We start from the raw sequence: 22,570 nt of genomic DNA on the forward strand, positions 1-22,570 counted from the left end.
AAGACTCATCTGTTCCCGACAATAGGTCTTATAGCCGGCTTTTTCATTTAAATTCATACGGGCTTTATGCGAAAAGCAATTATCATGCTAAGCCTTTTCCTCTGCCACCTCACACTAGTATACGGTAATAATCAAGGCAAGCAGGAATACATCCTTGTTCTGAACTCCGTCAATTACGACGAAGTCTGGACAAATGGAGTCTATCAATCTATCTACAATACCTTTAATGGCCCTCAATATGCAGTCTGCACAGAAGAGCTGATGGTTCCTACCATCGCGAATGCGGATGAAGCCGAAGCCAAAAGAAACTCCTTACTGGAAAAATACCCCATACGCCCTAAAGCCGTTGTCTTTATCGGCGACCCGGGATGGATAGTATACCGTCCCTTATTCGACAGCGATTGGAAAGAGGTACCTGTCCTGATCTGCTACTCACGTCAAACAATGCCAGCCTGTATCGATAATCTCCTTTTCCGGAATATATCAGAAAAAGAACTTGTCCCCGCCAGCCAGATGCTGAAAGGTTATAACATAACGGCCTTATATCAACCTTTCTACATGAAGGAAACGATTGAACTCATGCAACGCATTCAACCGGAGATCAAGAAGATAGCTTTCATATCCGATAACCGGTATATCAGCCTGTGTGCACAGAAAGAAGTGGAACAAGCATTGGCTGACTATTATCCGTCCCTGAAATTAGACCTTCTCACTACGACCCGGCTTTCTACCGAACAATTACTGGATACGATCTCACGCTACAATAAGGAAACCGGAATACTGTATTACTCCTGGTTCTCAAAACAGGTTCAAGAGAATAATTTCCTGAATGACAACATACAGCGGATCGTTTACGGCTTTGCCCATAATCCGGTTTTTACCGTTGCCGACCTACAAGCGGAAAACGGGAACTTTGCCGGAGGTCATTATATCTCGCTATCCGACTTTAGTGAAGAAGCTATTCATACTTTACAACAAATAGTAGACGGCACTCCGGCCCGTGATATCCAGCCGCACAACGGAGGCGAACCGCAAACCTATCTGAATTACCGACATTTAAAACTACATAATACCGACAGTAACCTTTATCCTCACAATGCAGTCTATTATCAGCGCCCTCCGAGTTTCTATGAACAAAACAAGCTGGCTATTATCTGCATCATCGCGCTTGTCTGTGCCATAATCATAATCCTGGTGATGAGACTCCGGTTTTACTGGCAGGTACAACAGGAGATACGCGAACGTGAAAAGGCGGAAGAAGCAAACCGTCTCAAGTCGGCTTTCCTGGCCAATATGAGCCACGAGATACGTACTCCCTTGAATGCAATCGTAGGCTTCTCCACCCTTTTAACCAATGAGGAGAACCAGGAAGAGAGAGAAGAGTTTATCAAGATCATCGAGAATAACAATGAATTATTGCTCCAACTGATTAACGACATACTGGATCTTTCCAAAATAGAAGCCGGGACACTCGAATTCACTTATTCGGATGTAGACGTGAACAGTCTGTTAACGGGAATAGAGCAAAGCTGCCGGATCCGCAACCAGCATCCGGAAGTTCAGATCTCTTTCGAAGAACGTCTCCCCCAGTGCCTGATCCATACGGAGCAGAATCGCCTGACCCAGGTCATTACCAACCTGTTGAACAATGCCATGAAGTTTACTACCCGGGGAAGCATCCGCTTCGGCTACCGCCAGGAAGGAAACATGTTGCGCTTTTACGTAAAAGATACCGGCTGCGGCATTCCTGCGGATAAGATCGATTCAGTGTTCGGCCGTTTCGTCAAACTGAACAACTTCCAGCAAGGTACCGGACTGGGACTTTCCATCTGCAAAACGATCGTAGAAAAGCTGGGCGGCGAAATCGGTGTGGAATCGGAAGAAGGAAAAGGTACGTTATTCTGGTTTACTATCAAACCAGATTAAAGTGCTTTCCTGCTTTAATACGTCTTTACCTTACATCCAGATTTTTTTGTTTCACCTAGATGAAACAGTTGTTCCACCCTAATGAAACAGTTGTTTCAAGCGCATGAAACTTTATGCCCGTCACTACCTCTTTCCATATCCACTTAATTCTTTCAAACGCAACAGTGCTTCCACATAATAATAATCCGCATAGTTCAGCGGAGCATCGATCTCTGCATTATGAGGTACACTACCTGTGCTATGCATCAGGACAAAGAAATTATTCTTTCCTACCGGAGCACAATAGGCCGGAGACGACAGACTTCGCAGTATCGAAACAGCATATTCCTTATAAGAGGGTACGAGCGTGCACAATTCCAACAAGGCGGATGCAGTGATGGCGGCTGCAGAAGCATCGCGGGGTTGCTGCTCCAATTCCGACACATTATAATCCCAATAAGGAATACGGTCTTCCGGCATGAGGGGGAAATGAGTAATGTAGTCCGCTATCTTTATTGCCTGTTGCAAATACCGTTCTTCCCTGGTATAGCGATAGCACATGGTATAACCGTATAACCCCCAGGCCTGACCTCTCGCCCAGCTCGACTCATCGGCATAACCCTGGGCGGTTTGTTTTACATGGATATTCCCTGTAATCGAATCATAATCCACGACATGGTAGCTACTATTGTCGGGTCTGAAATGATTTTCCAGTGTTTTATCGGCATGAGAAATAGCGATGTGGTAATAAGAACTGTCACCTGTCAGGGCGGTTGCTTTAAACAACAATTCCAGATTCATCATATTATCTATGATAACCGGATATTGCCAGCCTTTATAACTCTGCCAGCTGTCGTTGTTCACGTCCCACGACTGGATACAACCGACCACCGGATTAAAACGTTGACTCAATGAATGGGCGGCCGTGAGTAGCACTTCCTTATAATCGGCATTACCGGTCAGCCGGAAACCGTTCCCGTACGAACTGTTAAACATAAACCCCAGGTCATGAGCAGAGGTCAGATATTTATCTTTTTCACATAAAGCCTGCAACAGACCTGCTGCACTTTCCCAACGGTTATCCTTCGTATATTCGAACATATACCAGCAAGTACCGGGGAAAAAGCCTTCCGTCCAGTCAATATAATTGATCTCGTCCGTCCAGCAGATCTTACCGCCTTCTACCGTCCGGGGCAATCCTTTCCGTGCAACGGCCTCATCACGCAACAACGACAATTGTTTTTCTGCCGACTCCAATGCCTTATCTGCCAGGACACTCTCCGAAAGCGGTTGTTCTACACAACTATAAAAGAAAAAAGCAACCGACAGCAATCCTAAATATTTCTTCATCATATGGAAATGTATAGTTATTCATAATTCTTCAGATACAAAAGTCAACAAAAGCAAACCAAAGATTGTATAAAATCATCCCCAATATGTTCAAAATAATACATTCTCCCACGTAGACCAATCAACTGAATAACATTCAATTATATTTTGTATATATTTGTATCAGTTAATCTTTACGAGTAAAAAGGATGCAGTTACGACACTCTACTTTCATACTTTTGTTTATTCTATGCTGTTGTTTCAACCGCGTAGATGCCAATGATATAACTTTCAGTCATATCACAACGGAAAACGGCCTGTCTCAATATACCGTAAACACCATCTACCAGGATGAGAACGGATTGATCTGGATAGGAACCGGTAACGGACTGAACCGGTATAACGGCAATGAAATAAAAGTGTACAAACGCAGCCGCAACTCAGACAATACTCTCCTTCACAACGTTATCTCCCAGATCACAGGCAACCGGAACGGGGAAATATATATCCTGGGGCCAACGGGAGTAACAGGATTGAACCTCGTCGACGGCCGGTTCTCTGTATTACTACAGGAAAATGAAGTTTCTACCGTCTATTTCAACAAACGGCTTTATTCAAACGTCAGGAACCAAATCATTGTTTATGATGAAACAGAGAAAAAGTTCTTACCTTATTATACTGTAAAGGAGACTGATTCAAATATCAAATCGCTTCTTGTCGACAAACAGGACAACTTATGGATAGGAACCGAAAAAGATGGCCTTTTTTGCCTTTCCGAGAAGAAAGAACTCTCACATATCTATCCGAAAGGACATATAATCTCCCTGTCGATGGATTCTCACGGAGGAATATGGGCCGGAACATGGGGACAAGGGATGCTCCGCATCATAGGCAAGAAGGTGATCCAACTGAAAGAAGACTTTACCGGGCACGGCCTTTCTTCCAATTTCGCCGTTTGCAGCCAGGAAGACAATGTGGGGAATATCTGGATCGGCACTATCAACGGGTTGAATAAATACAATCCGTCGACCGATAAATTTACTCTTTATACTTCCGGCCAAAACAAAGGGAATCTTACCCACTCCTCTATCCAATGCCTCATAAAAGATAATCAGGGGACGATCTGGACAGGCGGTTATTTCGGGAGCATCAATTACTTCAACCCGGAATATGAAATCTACACCCATTACGATGTCAGCAACAACGAACTTAAAGGGCTCAGTTCTCCCGTCATTGGCCGGATGATAGAAGATAAAGACAACAACCTCTGGATATGTACCGATGGCGGCGGACTGAATTTCTATGACCGTAAAAAAGGGACATTCCGCTGGTACCGACGCGACAACCAAAAGAACAGTATTTCGCAAGATAATGTAAAGTCGCTCTATTACGACAGAAACAACGATCTCCTGTGGATAGCCACCCATCTGGGAGGGCTGAATAAACTGGAAATAAAAACCGGGAAATTCACCCATTATTTATCCATAGAAGGTGACACGACCTCTATCCCGAATAATATAGTGCTGGATATTATTCCCTACAAGGGACAACTGATAGTAGGGACACGCAGCGGTGTCTGCCTCTTTAATCCGGAGACAGGCCGTTGCAAACGTTTGTTTACCGATATAGACAGGCTTTACCCACTCTCTGCCTACGAATTGTTCATCGACTATTACGGTACGCTCTGGATATCCGTGAAAGGGGAAGGTGTATTCTCCTACGACTTTAAAACAAACTTGCTGACGAATTACCGCCATAACCCGGACGATCCGAGCAGTATCAGCGATAATGACATAAGCAATATCATGCAAGACCATTATTTCAATCTATGGTTTGCAACAAAAGGGAACGGCATCGACCGTTTCAACTACGAAACCAAAACATTTGAAAATTACGACTCCCAAACACACGGACTAGCTGGAGACGAGGTCTTTAAGATTTGTGAATCCCGCTACGGCTTATTATGGCTGGCAACCGACCGGGGATTATCCCTATTCGATTACTCAAACAAAACGTCCACCAACTACACCGAAGAAAATGGATTCCCGGCATGGAGTACGACGGAAAATTCCATGTATATCACGCAAGACGGAGAATTGTTTTTAGGCAGCACACACGGCATGATTTCGTTCTTTGAAAAAGACCTTAACATCGCCCCCAAGCCTTACACCGTCGTCCTCGACCGCCTGTTGATAAACAATAAAGAAGTGAAAGTCAATGATGAAAGCGGCATCCTGGAAAAAGAGTTAAACTATTCGCCCGCCATCGTCCTGGGCCCTGAATGCTCTGTCTTCAGTATCTATTTCTCAACCTCCAACTATATTCCCGCCAACAAAAAGAAAATAGAATACAGGCTGGAAGGATTTTCGGATGAATGGATCACCCCGCAGGATAATAACATAATCACTTATACCAACCTGAACCCCGGTAAATACACCTTGTCTTTCCGGATACAGGAATCTGAAAATAAGTTTTATCCGCAAACGCAACTGGCAATCGCCATCCTACCGCCTTTCTATAAAACCGGTTGGGCTTACCTGTGTTATATACTCCTCATCAGTGGGATTATTTATTTCATCATCAGAGCCTACCGGGAAAGGATACGTTTGCAGGAGTCGCTCAAATACGAGCAACAGCATATCTTAGACGTGGAGCAACTGAATCAATCGAAACTCCGGTTCTTCACCAATATCTCGCACGAATTCCGAACCCCGTTGACACTGATCATCGGACAGGTGGAGATGCTACTGCAATACCAGTCGTTTACACCTGCTATATATAATAAGGTATTAGGTGTTTATAAAAGCAGCGTACAGTTGCGCGAACTTATTTCCGAATTGCTGGACTTCCGGAAACAGGAACAAGGCCATCTGAAAATTATGGTTTCCCCAAACGATCTGGTCAACTTCCTGTATGAAAACTATCTGATCTTCTCTGAGTACGCCCGGAATAAACAGATTTCCCTGCTGTTTATAAAAGATGTCGATTCACTGGAAGTATGGTTCGATAACAGGCAAATGCAGAAGGTTATCAATAACCTGCTGTCGAATGCACTAAAACATACTCCCAAAGGGGGAGAAATAACAATCCGCATCAGCCAATCGGATAATCAGGCCGTGATAGAAGTCTGTGATAACGGCCGGGGAATGGAAGAAAAGGAGCTTTCCCGCATCTTCGACCGTTTCTACCAGATCGAGAACATGGAATTGACGACTAATGATTCAGGTACCGGAATAGGACTGGCACTAACAAAAGGAATAATAGAACTTCATAAAGGGACAATCTCGGTAACCAGTAAACCAGGTCAGGGAACCCGGTTTACAGTAAGTTTAGTCTTAGGAAATAATCATTTCACCTCCGACCAGATACATGAACAGGCAATCATTATCCCGGGAGAAAAAGAAACACTTCCCGAATCGGCTCTTTCCCTGGAACAGATAGCCATGGAAGAATCCAAGCAAAATCGCATCCGCAATGCCAAATTGCTGATTGTGGAAGATAATGAGAACTTACGTGAAATGCTGGTACAGATATTCAGTACGTTTTATAATGTAAGTACGGCGGCAGACGGACTGGAAGCCCTCGAAGCCATAAAGATTGAAATGCCGGATATCATTCTCAGCGACATCATGATGCCGAACATGTCAGGTACGGAACTATGCAAACAGATCAAAAATAATATAGACACCTGTCATATCCCGATCGTCCTGCTCACTGCCCGGACGGCAATCGAACATAACCTGGAAGGATTACGGATGGGAGCAGACGACTATGTCACCAAACCGTTCAACATAAACCTACTGGTTTCACGATGCAACAATCTGGTAAACAGCCGACTGTTATTACAGGAAAAGTTTAGTAAACAACCCCAGACCACACCGCAGATGCTCGCCACCAATCCGATGGATAAAGAGTTCATGGACAAAATAATCGAAATCGTGGAACGCAACCTAGACAATACGGAATTCAACATCGACCTACTGGCACGCGAAGTAGGAACAGCCCGCACCAAACTATTTGCAAAGATCAAAGCCGTGACCGGACAGACGCCCAATGATTTCATACTAAATATCCGGTTGAAAAAAGGTGCATGGCTGTTACGCAATAAGCCGGAACTGAACATATCCGAAATAGCAGACCAGACCGGGTTCAGTTCCTCCCAATATTTCAGTACCTGTTTCAAAAATATCTATCAACTGACACCCGGAGCATACCGGAAAAATGGCTCAAAAGAAGAGTCAGAAGAGTAATTTGTACGAAATTATACACCTTCTGAATGATTTTGAAATCCGAGACCTGCCTTTTATGCCACTTTTGCATCATAAAATAACTTTAATAAGAAATCTCTATGAAGTCAAAATCACAAACATTCTTGAAAAGAGCATGGGTACTACTCTTCTGTACCATCTTTTATCAGCAACTGGTCGCACAGGTCAGTACAGTTACAGGTATCGTCACCGACCTGAATGGTGAACCTGTTATCGGTGCCAACATTGTTATTAAGGAAAACAACACGGGAACCATTACAGACATCAACGGACAGTTCTCACTCGATAATGTAGCCGGCAATGCTACTTTAGTATTCTCTTATATAGGTTACAAAACGCAGGAAGTGAAGGTAGCCGGTAAAAAGTATTTTGTTATCCGGCTGGAAGACGACTCACAGGCATTGGAAGAAGTCGTAGTAGTCGGTTATGGCGTACAAAGGAAATCCGATCTGACCGGAGCCGTCGCTTCCGTCAAAGCTGAGGATGTAATTAAAAGTATGCCGACCGCCAATATAGAAACCGCATTGCAGGGACGCCTGGCCGGTGTAAGTATCGTGTCCGGCTCCGGTGATCCGAGTTCCGCAGCAACGATCCGCGTCCGCGGAGCGAACTCCATCAAAGCAGACGGCGGCCCGCTGGTAGTGATCGACGGCTTTATCGGCGGTTCTTTAAATACACTGAATCCCGGAGATATCCAGTCGGTCGAGGTACTGAAAGATGCTTCCGCCACAGCGATCTACGGATCACGCGGGGCCAACGGGGTCATCCTTGTTACCACCAAGGCACCGAAAGTCGGTAAAGTAAGTGTCGACTATAACGGCTATGTGAACTTCAAGAAATCCTACTCATTGCCTGACATGCTTTCCCCGGGCGAATTTGCCGAACTGGCGAATGCTTACGGAAGGGAATTTTATGCCAGTGCCGGACAAGACACCAAAGTATTCTATACGCCGGAAGAGATACAGGGATTTTACAACGGTGGCGGATATGATTATATCAGCAACATATTCAGAGACCCGGCTATCGAGCATACACACGAACTCTCCGTATCCGGCGGTAGCGATAAGACCCAGTTTATCTTCTCCGGCCGTTACAACTATAACGAAGGTATCGCCAAAGAGTCTCAGCGCGAACTGATAAACTACCGTTTGAAGGTCGACACGGAGATATTGAAATGGCTGAAAGGCGGCCTTAACTTCACCGGCAGCTATTCCAAAAGCCAGGGGCCGAACTTCTCCGGCTGGAAAAGTATCCTGAATGAAGCATTGAACCAGCCCAACACGATACAGCCGAAAGACGAGAACGGTAACTACAATAATATGAACTTACTCGGTGAAGCCTATAACCCGATGGGACAGATATGGGAAGTCAACAAGGACGGTTACAGCTACGGCTCGACCTTGCAAGGATACCTGGAAGCAACAATCCTTCCTGGACTGACCTTCCGCATGAACCAAAGCTTCTATTTCGGTAACAGTTCTGCCCTGAATACCGATTCATCCGAAAGCCTCAGCGGCTGGAACAATGGGGGTATGAGCCAGGCTAATGCAACAACCGGCCAGAACTACAGCTGGACAAACCAGAATATCCTTTCGTATGTGAAAGAATTCAACGAAAAGCACCGTATCAACGCCACAGCCGTACTGGAACAACAATACAGCAACAATTTCACCAACATCTCACGTGCAAAATGGCTGGTTTCTAATATAGTGGGAGCCAATAACACTTCTTTAGGTTCCACTTCCGAAGGCGAATCCGGGCGCAACAAGTCCACGATCCTATCTTATATGGCACGCATCAACTATGTATTTATGAACCGTTATATGCTAACAGCTTCCTGGAGATACGACGGTTCTTCCAACCTGTCGGAAGACAACCGCTGGGAGCAATTCCCCTCCGTTGCACTTGCCTGGAACATCAAGGAAGAGTCATTCCTGAAAGATGTCGGTTTCCTCAGCCAGTTGAAGCTACGCGGCGGATACGGTGAAACCGGTAACCAGGGTGTAGCTGCTTATTCGGCATGGACGGAGTTGCAGGCCAAAAGAAATGCAGACCAAACATTAGCCCTTACCACTAAACGCCTAGGCACACCAAACCTGAAATGGGAACGCACCACACAGTGGAACGGCGGTATCGACTTCGGAGCCTTCGATAACCGGCTGACTGTCTCTGTCGACGTCTACAACAAGCGCACCAAAGATGCCTTACTCGAAGTTAACGCGCCGATGTACACCGCTTTCTCCAGCCGCCTGATGAATGCTGCTGAAATACAGAACAAAGGGTATGAAGTCACGATCGGGGCAGACCCGGTTGTCACCAAAGATTTCCGCTGGAGCACTAACATCACCCTCTCCCATAACGAAGGCACCATCGAAAAACTGAACGGTGACCAGGAATATGCCGTTATCAGCGGCGGATACCAGAATGACTATTTCCGTAATATCAAAGGTATGAAGCTGGGCACCATGTGGGGATATGTAAGTGACGGTGTATGGAAAACCTCCGAACTGGCAAACGCTCCCGCCGGGACACAGGCCGGTTCCTACAAATTCAAGAACCTGGACGGAGATCCGGAAAACAAGATCACACCGGAAGACCAAACGGTTATCGGCAACGGACAGCCTTCTTTCCAATGGGGATGGAACAATACGTTCAACTACAAGAATTTCGACCTGAGCCTTTTCATTATCGGTGTACACGGTTTCGATATCTATAATTATACCCGCGAAGCACGTTTCGGCGCCGGACAAAACCCGATGTCGCTCGGCCCGAATCCGGAATGGCTGAACCGCTGGACACCGGAAAACGAGAACTCTGATATCGCAGGGTTCATCACTGTCAGAAATGCAAAAACACCTTCTTCCCAATATGTAGAAAAGGGAGACTTTGTAAAAGTGAAAAGCATCACACTCGGATATACTTTGCCGACATCCTTACTTAGAAAAGCTAAGCTGGGTAACGTGCGCATCTATGCCTCCGTACAGAATCCCTTCCTGTTCTCCGGATATTCGGGAATAGACCCGGAAGTATCCCTGAAGAGCCCATTGACTTCCGGTATCGATTACGGATACTACCCTAACGGACGGAATTATCTGGTCGGTTTAAATTTCTCATTCTAATCATTAAAAACAGAAAAGATCATGAAAAAGTCTATTATAACAGTATGTATTGCCTGCGCTACACTCACCGGATGTGTGGATCTGATGCAGGAGCCGCAAAGCTTCCTCACTCCTGAGAATATCGAATACAGTGAAGAAAACGTTGTCAGCCTGACAAACGGATTATACAAAACACTCTGGTGGAATAACTGGGGGTTCAATTGCCGTCCGCAAATCCTCGGACTGGGAGCTGACGACCTGATCGGCGGTTCTCCCCAGAAACGCCACTACATCGCCGATGAGCTGATGATCGACGGTACGACCTTCAACGGAGACACGGAAACTATCTGGCAGAATATGTACGCTGTGATCCAGGGATGCAGCCAGCTACTCGAAGGACTGACTGTAACAACCGACCTTCCGGATGATAAGAAAAAGCAATATATGGGCGAAGCCCACTTCATGCGTGCATTCGCCTATTTCCAACTGGTACGCTGGTTTGGCGACGTACCCGGTTTTACCGACTCCAAATGTACGGCCGATATACTGGGAAACACCAATATTACAAGAAACAAGGTGGAAGATATTTACAATCTTATCATCATCCCTGACCTGAAAGTGGCAGAAGAATATCTGCCTAACCGTGGTAGAACCGCTGCTAAAAACTCTACCGCCAACAAATGGGCAGCCAAAGCATGCCTGGCGGACGTCTATCTGACAATGGCAGGCTGGCCGCTGAAAAAGACAGAGAACTATGCACTTGCACGCGACAAGGCGAAAGAGATCATAGACAACGGTGGTTTCTCACTCGTCGCCCATTACGAAGACCTCTGGAAGGAAGCAACCAAAAGTGACGACCAGGAACATATCTTCGCCCTTAACCATTCCGTTACGGAACAGGCCAGCAACTACGGCATTTCATACATGACCTCTGAAGAAGAAGGCGGCTGGGGCGATTACCTGGCGGATGCGGCATTCTACGAACGTTACCCGAACGACGAACGCAAGGCATTCAACTATGTAACCGTATTTGTCAAGAAAGACGGGGAAGAAGTACCTTACCAGAACAGTGCCATGAAATCACCGGCAGTCAATAAATACCGTGATTATGGTACTAAGACAAGTGCACAAAGTGCAGGTATCACAGCTCTCTACCGGTATGCAGATGTGTTGCTAACCTATGCCGAGGCCCAGAACAAGGCCGATCATGGCCCGAATGAACTGGCTTATAAATGTATCAACGAGATCCGCCGCCGGGCAATGGGAGGTACGGACAACAACCTCGCAACCGGCTTAAACGAAGAAGCCTTCGACCAGGCCGTATTCGACGAAAGGGGCTGGGAATTCTTCGCCGAATTCAAAAGATGGTTCCAACTTATCCGTACGGAAAAGGTGTACGAAGCCAACCAGTATAATTCACGTGTAAAGGCCGCACTCGACAAAACAGGCATAACAAAAGACAACCGGAGGGTTTACCTGATGCCTCTCCCCGAGCGCGAACAAGAAGACTGCGGGTTCGAACCGAATCCGAGATAAATAAATTAGTCGATAGTCCGGGCTTGTGAAAGTCCGGACTTTATTTTACTACTACATATAATATAAATACCTTTGCAGGAAATATTAAACAGCATCCGCCATGAAAAGAAACATGTTACTTTTGGCCGCTATCTGTTCCTGCTGCAACCTCTTTGCTGAAGAGGTCATTGTTAAACAGTTCAGACATGCCGGCCCCTACGAAGTAAAGAAGCCGTTCCTCAACGACAGTCTCGATGTAAACAGCAAGAAGTTTACGGAAAAAGAACTACTTAAAACAGCCATCCCGTTCAGTAACGTTCGCCAAAGCACACAAATACTGGAAGCCAACGCCAACGGAGAAGGACTACTCCCCGCCTCTTCCCTGCCCTATCAGATCGGACTGGCCTCTTTCTACCTGAACAGTGACCGGTACGTAAAAGGCAACCTGCAGGTAAAAGGGCCGGAAACATACGAGGTATATATTAATAATGAAAAGCAAACGCCTGCCGACGGCAAGATTGCGCTGACGCTCGAACCCCACCGTTACGAGGTCGTGATCAAATACCTTGCCGGAAAAGACAAAGCCGGTTCCCTGAAAGTGACTTTCGACACAGAAGCCGAAGCCACCGTCACAGCCACCACCGACCCGGAGAAACGGTACACCATCAGCGAGGTGTTCGACGGAACCCGCTTCCGCTCGGTAAGCCTCTCCCCCAACGGTAAATATTTGCTGACTTCCTACCAGACAACCTTCCCCGGCGGCGAGACAGCGTCGTACCAACAGGTTACCGACAAGGCCAGCGGACAGGTATTGGTTGAAAGCAGTACTAACAATTATAGCTGGATGCCCCAAAGCAACCGCCTGTATTATACCCGCAAAGGACTGCAAGGCAAGGAACTGGTAAGCATCGACCCGGTTACAAAAACAGAAACGATCCTCTCCGCCAATCTACCCGACGGATGGTTCGTCTTCGCCCCGACCGAAGATTATCTGATCTTTATGGTATCGGAAGAAGGCCCCAAGAAAGACAAGGATATGGAAGAAATCATCGTCCCCGACGACCGTCAACCGGGATGGCGCAACCGCTTTTTCCTGCACAAGTATGACTTAGCAACAGGTCTGTTCGAACGTCTCACTTACGGACATAACTCGACAGCCATCAACGATATTTCCAAAGACGGCCGTTACCTGCTGTTCACCAGCCGCGAGCGCACCCTGACCCAACGCCCGTTCAGCACGACGACTCTTTACCGGATGGATCTGCAGACGATGCAGACAGAAGAGATCCTGAAAGACCCGTTCATCGGTTCCGCCAGCTTCTCCCCCGACGGGACGCAACTGGCTATTGAAGGTTCGGGAGAAGCATTCGGCGGCATCGGACTGAACATCGCACCGGGACAGACATCGAATACTGCCGACGGTCAACTGTTCATCTACGACCTGGCCGGCAAACAAGTAACCCCGGTAAGCAAAGACTTCGACCCGTCTATCCAGTCCGTCATCTGGAACATACACGACAAGCAAATCTATCTTCAGGGAGAAGACAAAGACTGTGTCCGCCTGTACGTACTCAACCCGTCCAACGGAAAGATCAACCCCATTCCGCTGAAAGAAGATATCCTGTCGGATTTCACGATCGCCACCTCGGCTCCCGAACTGGTTTACTTCGGCGAAAGTGCTTCCAACTCGCAGCGCCTTTACTCCGTCAACCTGAAAAAGAACACGACTGTCTGCCTGAAAGACCTGTCGGAAACGATCTTGAAAGATGTTACGCTGGGCGAAGTGCGCGACTGGAACTTCCGGGCTGCCGCAGGTGACACGATCTACGGACGCTATTATCTGCCCCCGCATTTCGACCCGAATAAGAAATACCCGCTGATCGTGAACTATTACGGCGGCACAAGCCCGACGGAACGTTCGCTTGAAAACCGTTACCCATCGCATGCATATGCCGCATTAGGATACATCGTTTACATCATCCAGCCCAGCGGGGCAACCGGCTTCGGACAGGAATTCTCCGCACGCCACGTCAATGCCTGGGGAAAACGTACAGGAGACGAGATTATCGAGGGCACAAAGAAGTTCTGCGCAGAACATAGCTTCGTCGATACCAAAAAGATCGGTTGTATCGGAGCGTCTTACGGTGGATTCATGACACAATACCTGCAAACAAAAACAGATCTGTTCGCCGCCGCGATCTCCCATGCCGGTATCAGCGATATTACAAGCTACTGGGGAGAGGGTTACTGGGGATATTCCTACAGTTCACTGGCCACCGCCAACAGCTATCCCTGGAATGCCCGTGATATATATGTAGAACAAAGTCCGCTGTTCCATGCCGACAAGATCAACACACCGATCCTGTTCCTGCACGGTTCCGTCGATACAAACGTACCTGTCGGAGAAAGTATCCAGATGTTTACCGCCCTGAAACTGCTCGGTAAGGAAACCGCCTTTATCCAGGTAGTCGGACAAAACCATCAGATATTCGATTATAAGAAACGCGCAGAATGGAACAACACCATCTACGCCTGGTTCGCCAAATGGCTGAAAGAACAGCCTGAATGGTGGGAAGCACTCTATCCACAGAAAAGTCTGTAAACATAAAAGAGGGCTGATTCCAATCGGAATCAGCCCTCTTTTATTATGATATAAACAACAATCCCACTAATCAGCCAGTTCTTCCAACTGCTGTATAACCTGGTTGGCCATGCTGAGACATTCCTCCAGGTCTTCTGCCATATCGGGACGCAGGGGGAGGAATTCACTGAGCACATCGCGGGTGGTGAAGAGATCCATCAGATCAGGCATGCTGTTGAGTACCAATTCCTTTTTCCCTGGATAGTCATTCGGGATGTTATCGTTGAGCTCCCGGTAATAGTTAACCGCCAGTGACGCCTGCCTTATCCGTTTTTCGTTCATGTTGCGGATGCGATTGATCGAAGGCAGGACATTGGCAAACATGGCTCGCTGCAAATCGATCGCCGTGGTAATCTCTCCCAGCAAAAAATGAGACTTGATAAGGTTCATATTACATATCGTCCTCATTTCAGAGGCAGGAAACCTCTCCATCATATATTCGAAACCTTCCTTTGCCTGGATAAGGGTAAGAATACTTTCCGGAAGGGTCACGGGCTGCTCCGGATTTTTCGCTTTCAGCCAGTTATAACAGGCCATCGTGATCAGGCAGCGATGCATAAGCCTCGTGCAATCCGGCCCGTCCGGCAGGAAGGCAGCATAGCGGTCGGCCTCAACATACTCATGCTTCATAATAAAATCATAGACCATCTGCTTGCAGGTTTCCGGATGTAAAGAATCCGGCGATTCTCTCCTCCATTCGTTAAACGGAGTAGCCCAATCGGCGAGGAAGGTCATTTCGTCTCCTTCACCGTCTTCGAAATCCATATCGTCACCATAAACTCCCGCCGCTTTAAAGACTTCGGGGATGGCCAGTTGTTTGAGCAATGCCTGTATCCTTTCCGGTGCCGGTGCATTACTATCGTCGATACCGGCTACTACGCAGAACAAAGGGAAAAAGGCATACCAGAGCCCCATCGTATCAGCCGCCGTTTTATCACCTTCGGCAAGAGCCTTTGAAGCCAGGGGGATAATAAGCTCCGCCAGCTCCACCGGATCGAGTTTGCGCAGTTCAGTCTTGGCCGATGCAGGAAGGATCCCCAGATCGAGCAGTTTCTTCCATAACTTCGAACCGGCGGTGACGCAGCAACATCCGGAACGCAGATCGAAATAAGTTTCTTTATTCAGAAAGCCCCCTTTTTTGGCGAGTTTCTTGGCAGCCTTGCATTCAGGCTCCGGCAACTGTTCCGGCGGCAGCAGGAAAAGGTAACCAAGTGCTACCAGTTCATCCTTGACCCGCAAAACGGTATATCCACAATCCAGTAGATTCTGGAGTTCGTAAAGGCTGAAACAAATATTACGGGCTAAAGGGGGAACAGGAGAAGCGGTTGCCACTGTTTTTACAGAATACTCCACCAGGCTTTCTATTGCATGCATCGACATAATTATACGGATTGAATTAATAAAATAGTTTCCTTAAAGGCAACAAAGTTAAACGTTCTTCGCTAAGATACAGGAGAATTTCGTGTATTATTCTTACTAAAAATAACTTAGTTCTGTATGAACTCTGTTTGTTTGAGGCAAAGATAAGAATTATTGACAAACACAACACTTATTATAAACTAATAATCAAGGTTCCCATAAAAAAACAGAGCTATTTATCTGCTTTTCACTCCTATTAAAGGTACCGTTATGGTATCATAAGGTAATCAGATCAAACTTCGATAAACTGACATATTCCCAAATTGATAGAACTTTCAACAAGATTCGCAACCGACACAACTTAATTATCAAGACTGCTACCGTAGTTCATACAGAACTCATTAAAATTAATAAAGCTTATGGCATCTAATGAACCTAAAAAGCGTAGCATTGTGGCCACTTTAGTAGCTAACATGCTGACAGAGCGTGAAGACGACTTCACTGCCAACGTTACTTACGTGGCAAGCCGCTCGATCGAAGACCTCTGTAATATCGCCGCAAGCGGTAAAAGTAAATTCTCCGCTTCCGAATTACTGGCCGCCCACAACGATTTGAAAGCGACCGCCAAGGAAGAATTGTACTCCGGTTCTACCGTAGAGTTCGGCCTGACAAACAACTCTCTCGGGATAGACGGCTCCTTTATCGGCCCGAAGGCCAAATTCGATCCGGCAAAGAATAACGTAACCCTCCGCAGCACACCTATCAAAGAAGTGAAAGAGGATATGAAAGGCATCAGCGTAATCGTTGGTGAAGTGGTGGAAGGCCTTCCTACCATCACGAAAGTGACCGATATATTTACCGGTGAAGTAAATGGAAAGATCACTCCGGGAAATACCCTCAATGGCGAAGGTAAACGTGTTAAGATTGCCGGAACCGAAGGCAGCACGGTCGGTTTCTTCTTTGTGAAAGAGGGTGATGATACGGAAACAGCCGTTCCGATGACAGCCGTTTCCCGCAACGATCCTTCTTATTTCTCCTTTATCATTCCGTCACTGGCTGACGGTAAGTATTATCTGGAAATCGCTTCCCAATACGGAAACAACCGGCAGACGCTGCTCAAAGAGGTTCGCCGCAACCGTTTCCCTTATTTACTCACGGTTGGTAACGGCGGCGGTAGCGGTGAGGATGACCGCCCGGTAATCGAATGATCGCACCCGGTAAGGTGCGGCCTCCGCACCCACTCGTGCGCACGCACCGCACTAACTAATGCGCAGACACCGCACCCGAGGGGGTGCGGTGAGCGCACTAACCGGAAAATAAACAACTACTAAATAATAATACATAATTCAGAATGAAAACAACTTTTACACGAATGGTTTGCCGCTGCCTGTTAATAGCGGTCGCATGCTGCATGCTGCCGGTTACAGGATGGGGGCAGGCGGATGTCTGGGATGGAAGCATTGCCAATGGTTTTAGCGGAGGTGATGGAAACGAAGCTACTCCTTATCTAATCAGTTCCGGCGCGGAACTGGCCTATCTGGCAAAAGGGGTCAATGAAAACTCTCTTAATACTACCAGAAAACACTTTAAGCTGACTAATGATATTGACTTGAATGATAAAGCATGGACACCAATAGGAGCAAGTAATTCCTTTCAAGGTAATTTTGACGGAGATAACCATACGATTAGTAATCTATACATATCAAAAGAAACCGCACACTATTATGCCGGGCTCTTTGGTCATTGCACATTCTATTCGGATGGGACGATCAAAAACCTGGGCATATCAATCGGCAAAGCCGGTATAAGCGGAACGTATGTCGGAGGATTAGCAGGAAACATTGATAGCTCCGGTTCTCTAACAATCACTATCAAAAATTGCTTTGTTACCGGTAGTTTGATAGATAGTAAATACACATCGGATGACGCATTGGCAGGTGGATTGATCGGATGGATCTCAATACTCAACACTACAATCAATATTACGAATTGTTATACCTGCATAAATACAGTTACAGCCAGAACGGATTATGGTGCAGCACATGCTGCTGCCGGGGGAATTATCGGACGGCAGTATAATGGAACACTCAATTTAACTAATTGTTTCTCGCTTTGTAAAAACATATCAGCCTATGCACCAAACAGCAACTCACCTCAAGCAGGTAACCTTGTAGCATTAGAAAGCGGCGGAAGCATTATTTATACAAATTGCTTTTCTTCTCCTCTGACAGCAATAACCACAGATGCAGGCCCAGGCCCTAAAACGACCTATCTGATTGTCCCCGGCGGAAACGATAAAAACGGCATACTCCTGACACAGGATAATTTCAACGACTCCCCCGGTAATGCCTTAGCGGATTGGGGTACCGCCGGATGGTACTTGAACGGCGATAATCTGCCGACATTGATAAACGGAGCCGAGAGTCCGGCAAAAGACGAATTTATATGGACTGGAGACGGAAGTCAAGGTAGTCCTTATCAGGTAAAGAATGAAAATCTTCTGAAAATGATTACCAGTTCTTCTTATCAGAATAAATACTTCATAATGATGAACAGTTTTGAACTGACTTCTGACTGGACACCGCTTAAAGACTTTGCCGGAGTTTTCGATGGCAACGGCTATATTATTTCAGGGCTGAAGATTCCGCAAAGCAAGAGTGCAGAAGCAGCCGGATTGTTTGCAAATTTAAAATCCGGTGCAAAAGTCAGTAATCTGGGAGTTATGATTAAAGATGAAGTAATCGCCGAGGGCGGATCAGCAGAAAGCGGCGGTATAGCCGGTAAATGCGAGTCAGGGGCAACAATTGAAAACAGCTTCGTTACGGGCGGCCAAATTACCGGTCTATCCGCCGGATGTATCACCGGAAGCAATGCCGGAACAATAACCAATTGCTATGCCACAACCGAGATCGCCGGAGCAACCAATGCATCCATAGGAGGTATTAGCGGCAGTAACACGGGTACTATTCAAAACAGTTATGCTATCGGAAAGATTGCAGAAACAGATGCAAGCAATAAAGCCGGAGGTATTTCGGGCACAAATACCGGAACTATCGAAAACTGTCTGGCTTTAAACAAAGAGGGCATTTCAGGTACAACCGGACAAGGCCGTATCACGGGTGAAAACACCGGGATATTGACCAACAATTATGCCACGCTGTTTATCCCCGGCACATGGACAAATGAAGGTGCAGACCAGACAGATGGAGCCGTATGGGAAGGCAACATGTATCCCTTCCCTGCCACACGCTCTACAACTGTTTGGAATATGACAACAGACCCGACTTTATTACCCCGCCTGCAAGCCTTTATCGATAAAGGGACTCAGCAACCGGCCGATAATCTAAAGAAAGCAACTTATCAAACTTTTAAGGTGACGCTTACCCAACCGACTGCAAACGGAACGATTACTGCCACTTATACGGGAGGTTCATTGGTTGATGGAGAAAACAGTCATATTCCAAGCAACACCGTTTTGACTTTAACAGCCACTCCTGCCGCCGGCTTCCAACTTAAAACGTTTACAGCGGATGATGCTCCGATCGATAATACGCATACGGTCATTGCGAATGTTACCCTTTCGGCTACATTCGAATCAACTTCAACACCACCTGTCACTCCCGATCCTGACCCCGTTCCTGATCCAAGTCCGACAGTCTACTACACGGTGACTCTTCCCGTTGTAGAAGGGGCTACGACTGATCCGGTAGCAGGGGAATACGAAGTAGAAGCATGGGGCAGCTTCCGCTTCTATCTCACACTAGATAAAGAATACGATCAATCCGAACCTGTAATAACGACCGACCGGGGCGAAACCATCACCCCACGCAGCAGCGACGGTGCTTATATCGTGAAGTATGTGCGTAATGATGTGGAGATCTTTATCGACGGTATCGTGAAGAACCCTGATCCGGTAGGCAACGAAGTAGTCGCAACGGATGCGGTCAAGGTGTGGGCTGCCAAAGGCAATCTGCATATCAGTACCGTAACCGGGCAAACGGCAAGGGTGTACAATCTGGCAGGCTCACTGGTTAAACAGGCGGAGATTCCGGCAGGAGATACATTGTGGCCATTGCCTTCCGGTATCTATATCGTACAGATAGCCGATACGCGGTATAAAGTGATCTTATAGTAACTGCGAAATTCCGTGCATAAAAAGAAGGTGTCCCTTTAGTCTGTGGTGCAGACTATCAGGGACACCTTTTTATTTACGTAATAATATTTATCAGATAATGCCGCGCATCCGGTCTTCGAAAGCAGTCAACGCCGCTTTCGCACCTTCGCCCATCGAGATAATGATCTGCTTGTAAGGTACGGTAGAAACGTCGCCGGCCGCATAGATACCGGGAACGCTCGTACGGCAATGGCTGTCGATCACGATCTCGCCGGGGCGGTTCGTGTCTACCACGTCACGGAACGGGCCGCTGTTGGCTGCCAAGCCGATCTGGACGAAGATACCATCCAGTTCGATGTTGCGCACTTCCTCTGTCTTACGGTCTTTTATACGGATAGCGGTCACTTTCTCCCCGTTACCCAACACTTCCATCGTCTGGGAATGCATGAAGATCTCCACATTCGGCAGGCTTCTTACTTTGTCTTGCAAGACCTGATCCGCTTTCAATTCGTCTGCGAATTCCAGTAGCGTCACTTTCGAGCAGATACCGGCCAGGTCGATAGCCGCCTCGACACCGGAGTTACCGCCACCGACAACAGCCACACGTTTGCCTTTATAGAACGGGCCGTCGCAATGCGGACAGAAAGCTACGCCGCGTCCGATGTATTCCGTTTCGCCGGGGACGTTCAAACGTCGCCAGCTGGCTCCGGTGGCTACGATAACGGCCGGGGCAATCAACTTTTCACCGGTAGAGGTGGTCAGTAGCTTTTCACGATCTCCCAGTTCCACCTTTTCGATACGGCGGTGTTCGAGGATGTCGATCGGATAATCCTTCATGTGCGCCATCAGGTCGAGTGCCAGTTGCTGGCCTGTCGTCTGCGACACGGAGATCATGTTCTCGATACCGACAGTTTCTTTCACCTGCCCGCCGATACGGTCTGCAACGACCGCTACGTTCAACCCTTTACGGGCGGTATAGATGGCAGCCGCACTTCCGGCAGGGCCACCACCGACAATGATTACGTCATAGTTCTTCTCCACCACCGGCAGGTTTTCTTCTTTCACGCCGTATTGGGCTTCCAGTTTACCCAGCAGTTCGCCGAAATCCCCGCGTCCTACATGGATCAGCTTGCCGTCGGCAAATACGGAAGGGACACCCTGCACTTTCATGGCTTCCACTTCTTCCTGGTTGATCGCGCCGTCCACCATTTCGTGGGTGATCTGCGGATTCAACGTTGCCATCACGTTCAGAGCCTGCACCACATCGGGGCAGTTCGTACAGGTCAACGACACATAAGTGGTCAGTTTGACCGGGCCGTTCAGCGCCTTTACCTTATTACAGATACTCTCGTCGGGAATGTTCTTTCCTTTGCCGTCACTGTTCAGGATGGCCAGCAGCAGGGAAGTAAATTCATGGCCGTTAGGGACGCCGCGGAACTTAATGCCGGTCTTTTCGCCATTTTTCAACAAGGAGAATTCCAGGCCGTCGCCATCAGTTACCTGCACGGACAGTTTGTCGGAACAGGAGGCCACATCGTTCAGTAGTTCGAGCAGCTCATGGCGGTTTTCATGTTCCGGAGCTACTGTGACATCAAATATATAGTTTGTCGTTAATCCTGCAAAGATGCCGGATAACTGGTCTTTCATCGCTGAGTCTAACATAATAAATCCTTTGTTTTAATTGTTTCCAAACAAAAAAGGCCGACATTTGATTGCCGGCCTTCCCTTTTTACTATTAGATCTTACCGACCAGATCAATGCTCGGTTTCAGCGTTTCGCCGCCTTTTTTCCATTTAGCCGGACAAACTTCGCTCGGGTGTTCTGCGATGAACTGAGCAGCTTCCACTTTACGAAGCAGTTCGTCTGCGTTACGGCCGATACCGTTGTCGTTGATTTCTGCCAATTTGATCTTTCCTTCCGGGTTTACCAGGAATGTACCGCGGTAAGCCATACCGTCTTCTTCGATCATTACACCGAATGCGCGGCTCAAAGCGCCTGTGGGGTCGGCCAACATCGGGTATTTGATCTTACGGATCGTTTCAGAAGCGTCGTGCCATGCTTTGTGTACGAAGTGTGAGTCTGTGCTTACAGAATAAACTTCTACGCCCATAGCCTGGAACTGTGCATATTTGTCGGCCATGTCTACCAGTTCAGTCGGGCAAACAAATGTAAAGTCTGCCGGATAGAAAAAGAAGATAGCCCATTTGCCTTTGATGTCGTCGCTACTTACAGTTTTGAAACTTCCGTTCTGAAATGCCTGTACTTTAAACTCGGGTGCTTGTGAATTGATAATAGGTTCCATTTGATTTACTATTTTATTGTTATTACTATTTGTTTTTGT

General features: G+C 47.2%; 11 protein-coding genes. 7 read left to right on the top strand and 4 right to left on the bottom strand.

Going from position 1 to position 22,570, the window contains the following annotated elements:
- Positions 1-66: 66 nt before the first annotated feature.
- The gene (locus HMPREF1536_RS05685; RefSeq protein ID WP_028727774.1) at positions 67-1,926 is read left to right on the top strand and encodes a sensor histidine kinase; all 1,860 of its coding nucleotides are present in this window, start codon (positions 67-69) and stop codon (positions 1,924-1,926) included.
- A 123-nt stretch (positions 1,927-2,049) separates the two neighbouring features.
- Here the strand turns inward: HMPREF1536_RS05685 and HMPREF1536_RS05690 are convergent, their stop codons facing one another.
- The gene (locus HMPREF1536_RS05690; RefSeq protein ID WP_028727773.1) at positions 2,050-3,255 is read right to left on the bottom strand and encodes a glycoside hydrolase family 88 protein; all 1,206 of its coding nucleotides are present in this window, start codon (positions 3,253-3,255) and stop codon (positions 2,050-2,052) included.
- 188 nt (positions 3,256-3,443) lie between these two features.
- Here HMPREF1536_RS05690 and HMPREF1536_RS05695 point away from each other — a divergent pair, with 188 nt between their 5' ends.
- From HMPREF1536_RS05695 to HMPREF1536_RS05710, 4 genes are all read left to right on the top strand, one after another.
- Positions 3,444-7,484, top strand: coding sequence for a two-component regulator propeller domain-containing protein (locus HMPREF1536_RS05695; protein WP_028727772.1), 4,041 nt, complete (start codon positions 3,444-3,446; stop codon positions 7,482-7,484).
- A 98-nt stretch (positions 7,485-7,582) separates the two neighbouring features.
- Positions 7,583-10,621 (top strand): SusC/RagA family TonB-linked outer membrane protein, encoded by a 3,039-nt coding sequence (locus HMPREF1536_RS05700; protein WP_028727771.1) that lies wholly within the window; start codon positions 7,583-7,585, stop codon positions 10,619-10,621.
- Positions 10,622-10,642: 21 nt separating this feature from the next.
- Positions 10,643-12,136, top strand: coding sequence for a RagB/SusD family nutrient uptake outer membrane protein (locus HMPREF1536_RS05705; protein ID WP_028727770.1), 1,494 nt, complete (start codon positions 10,643-10,645; stop codon positions 12,134-12,136).
- Between the two features lie 100 nt (positions 12,137-12,236).
- Complete coding sequence (locus HMPREF1536_RS05710) at positions 12,237-14,717, top strand: S9 family peptidase (RefSeq protein ID WP_028727769.1); 2,481 nt, start codon at positions 12,237-12,239, stop codon at positions 14,715-14,717.
- A 66-nt stretch (positions 14,718-14,783) separates the two neighbouring features.
- Here the strand turns inward: HMPREF1536_RS05710 and HMPREF1536_RS05715 are convergent, their stop codons facing one another.
- Positions 14,784-16,136 (bottom strand): hypothetical protein, encoded by a 1,353-nt coding sequence (locus tag HMPREF1536_RS05715; RefSeq protein ID WP_028727768.1) that lies wholly within the window; start codon positions 16,134-16,136, stop codon positions 14,784-14,786.
- 398 nt (positions 16,137-16,534) lie between these two features.
- On the opposite strand from HMPREF1536_RS05715, the gene HMPREF1536_RS05720 reads away from it, so the two are divergent.
- Together HMPREF1536_RS05720 and HMPREF1536_RS05725 are read left to right on the top strand one after the other, a co-directional pair.
- Positions 16,535-17,323: a DUF4469 domain-containing protein gene (locus tag HMPREF1536_RS05720; protein WP_028727767.1), complete on the top strand. Its 789-nt coding sequence runs from the start codon at positions 16,535-16,537 to the stop codon at positions 17,321-17,323.
- A gap of 143 nt (positions 17,324-17,466) precedes the next feature.
- Positions 17,467-20,247, top strand: a complete 2,781-nt coding sequence (locus HMPREF1536_RS05725; RefSeq protein ID WP_150115605.1) for a DUF6383 domain-containing protein — start codon at positions 17,467-17,469, stop codon at positions 20,245-20,247.
- A gap of 93 nt (positions 20,248-20,340) precedes the next feature.
- Here the strand turns inward: HMPREF1536_RS05725 and ahpF are convergent, their stop codons facing one another.
- Positions 20,341-21,891 carry an alkyl hydroperoxide reductase subunit F gene (gene ahpF / locus HMPREF1536_RS05730; protein ID WP_028727765.1) on the bottom strand — a complete coding sequence of 517 codons (1,551 nt, stop codon included), beginning with the start codon at positions 21,889-21,891 and terminating at the stop codon, positions 20,341-20,343.
- A 73-nt stretch (positions 21,892-21,964) separates the two neighbouring features.
- Complete coding sequence (gene ahpC / locus HMPREF1536_RS05735; RefSeq protein ID WP_028727764.1) at positions 21,965-22,531, bottom strand: alkyl hydroperoxide reductase subunit C; 567 nt, start codon at positions 22,529-22,531, stop codon at positions 21,965-21,967.
- Positions 22,532-22,570 lie beyond the last annotated feature (39 nt).

This window comes from Parabacteroides gordonii MS-1 = DSM 23371 (genome assembly GCF_000969825.1).
Classification (GTDB): domain Bacteria; phylum Bacteroidota; class Bacteroidia; order Bacteroidales; family Tannerellaceae; genus Parabacteroides; species Parabacteroides gordonii.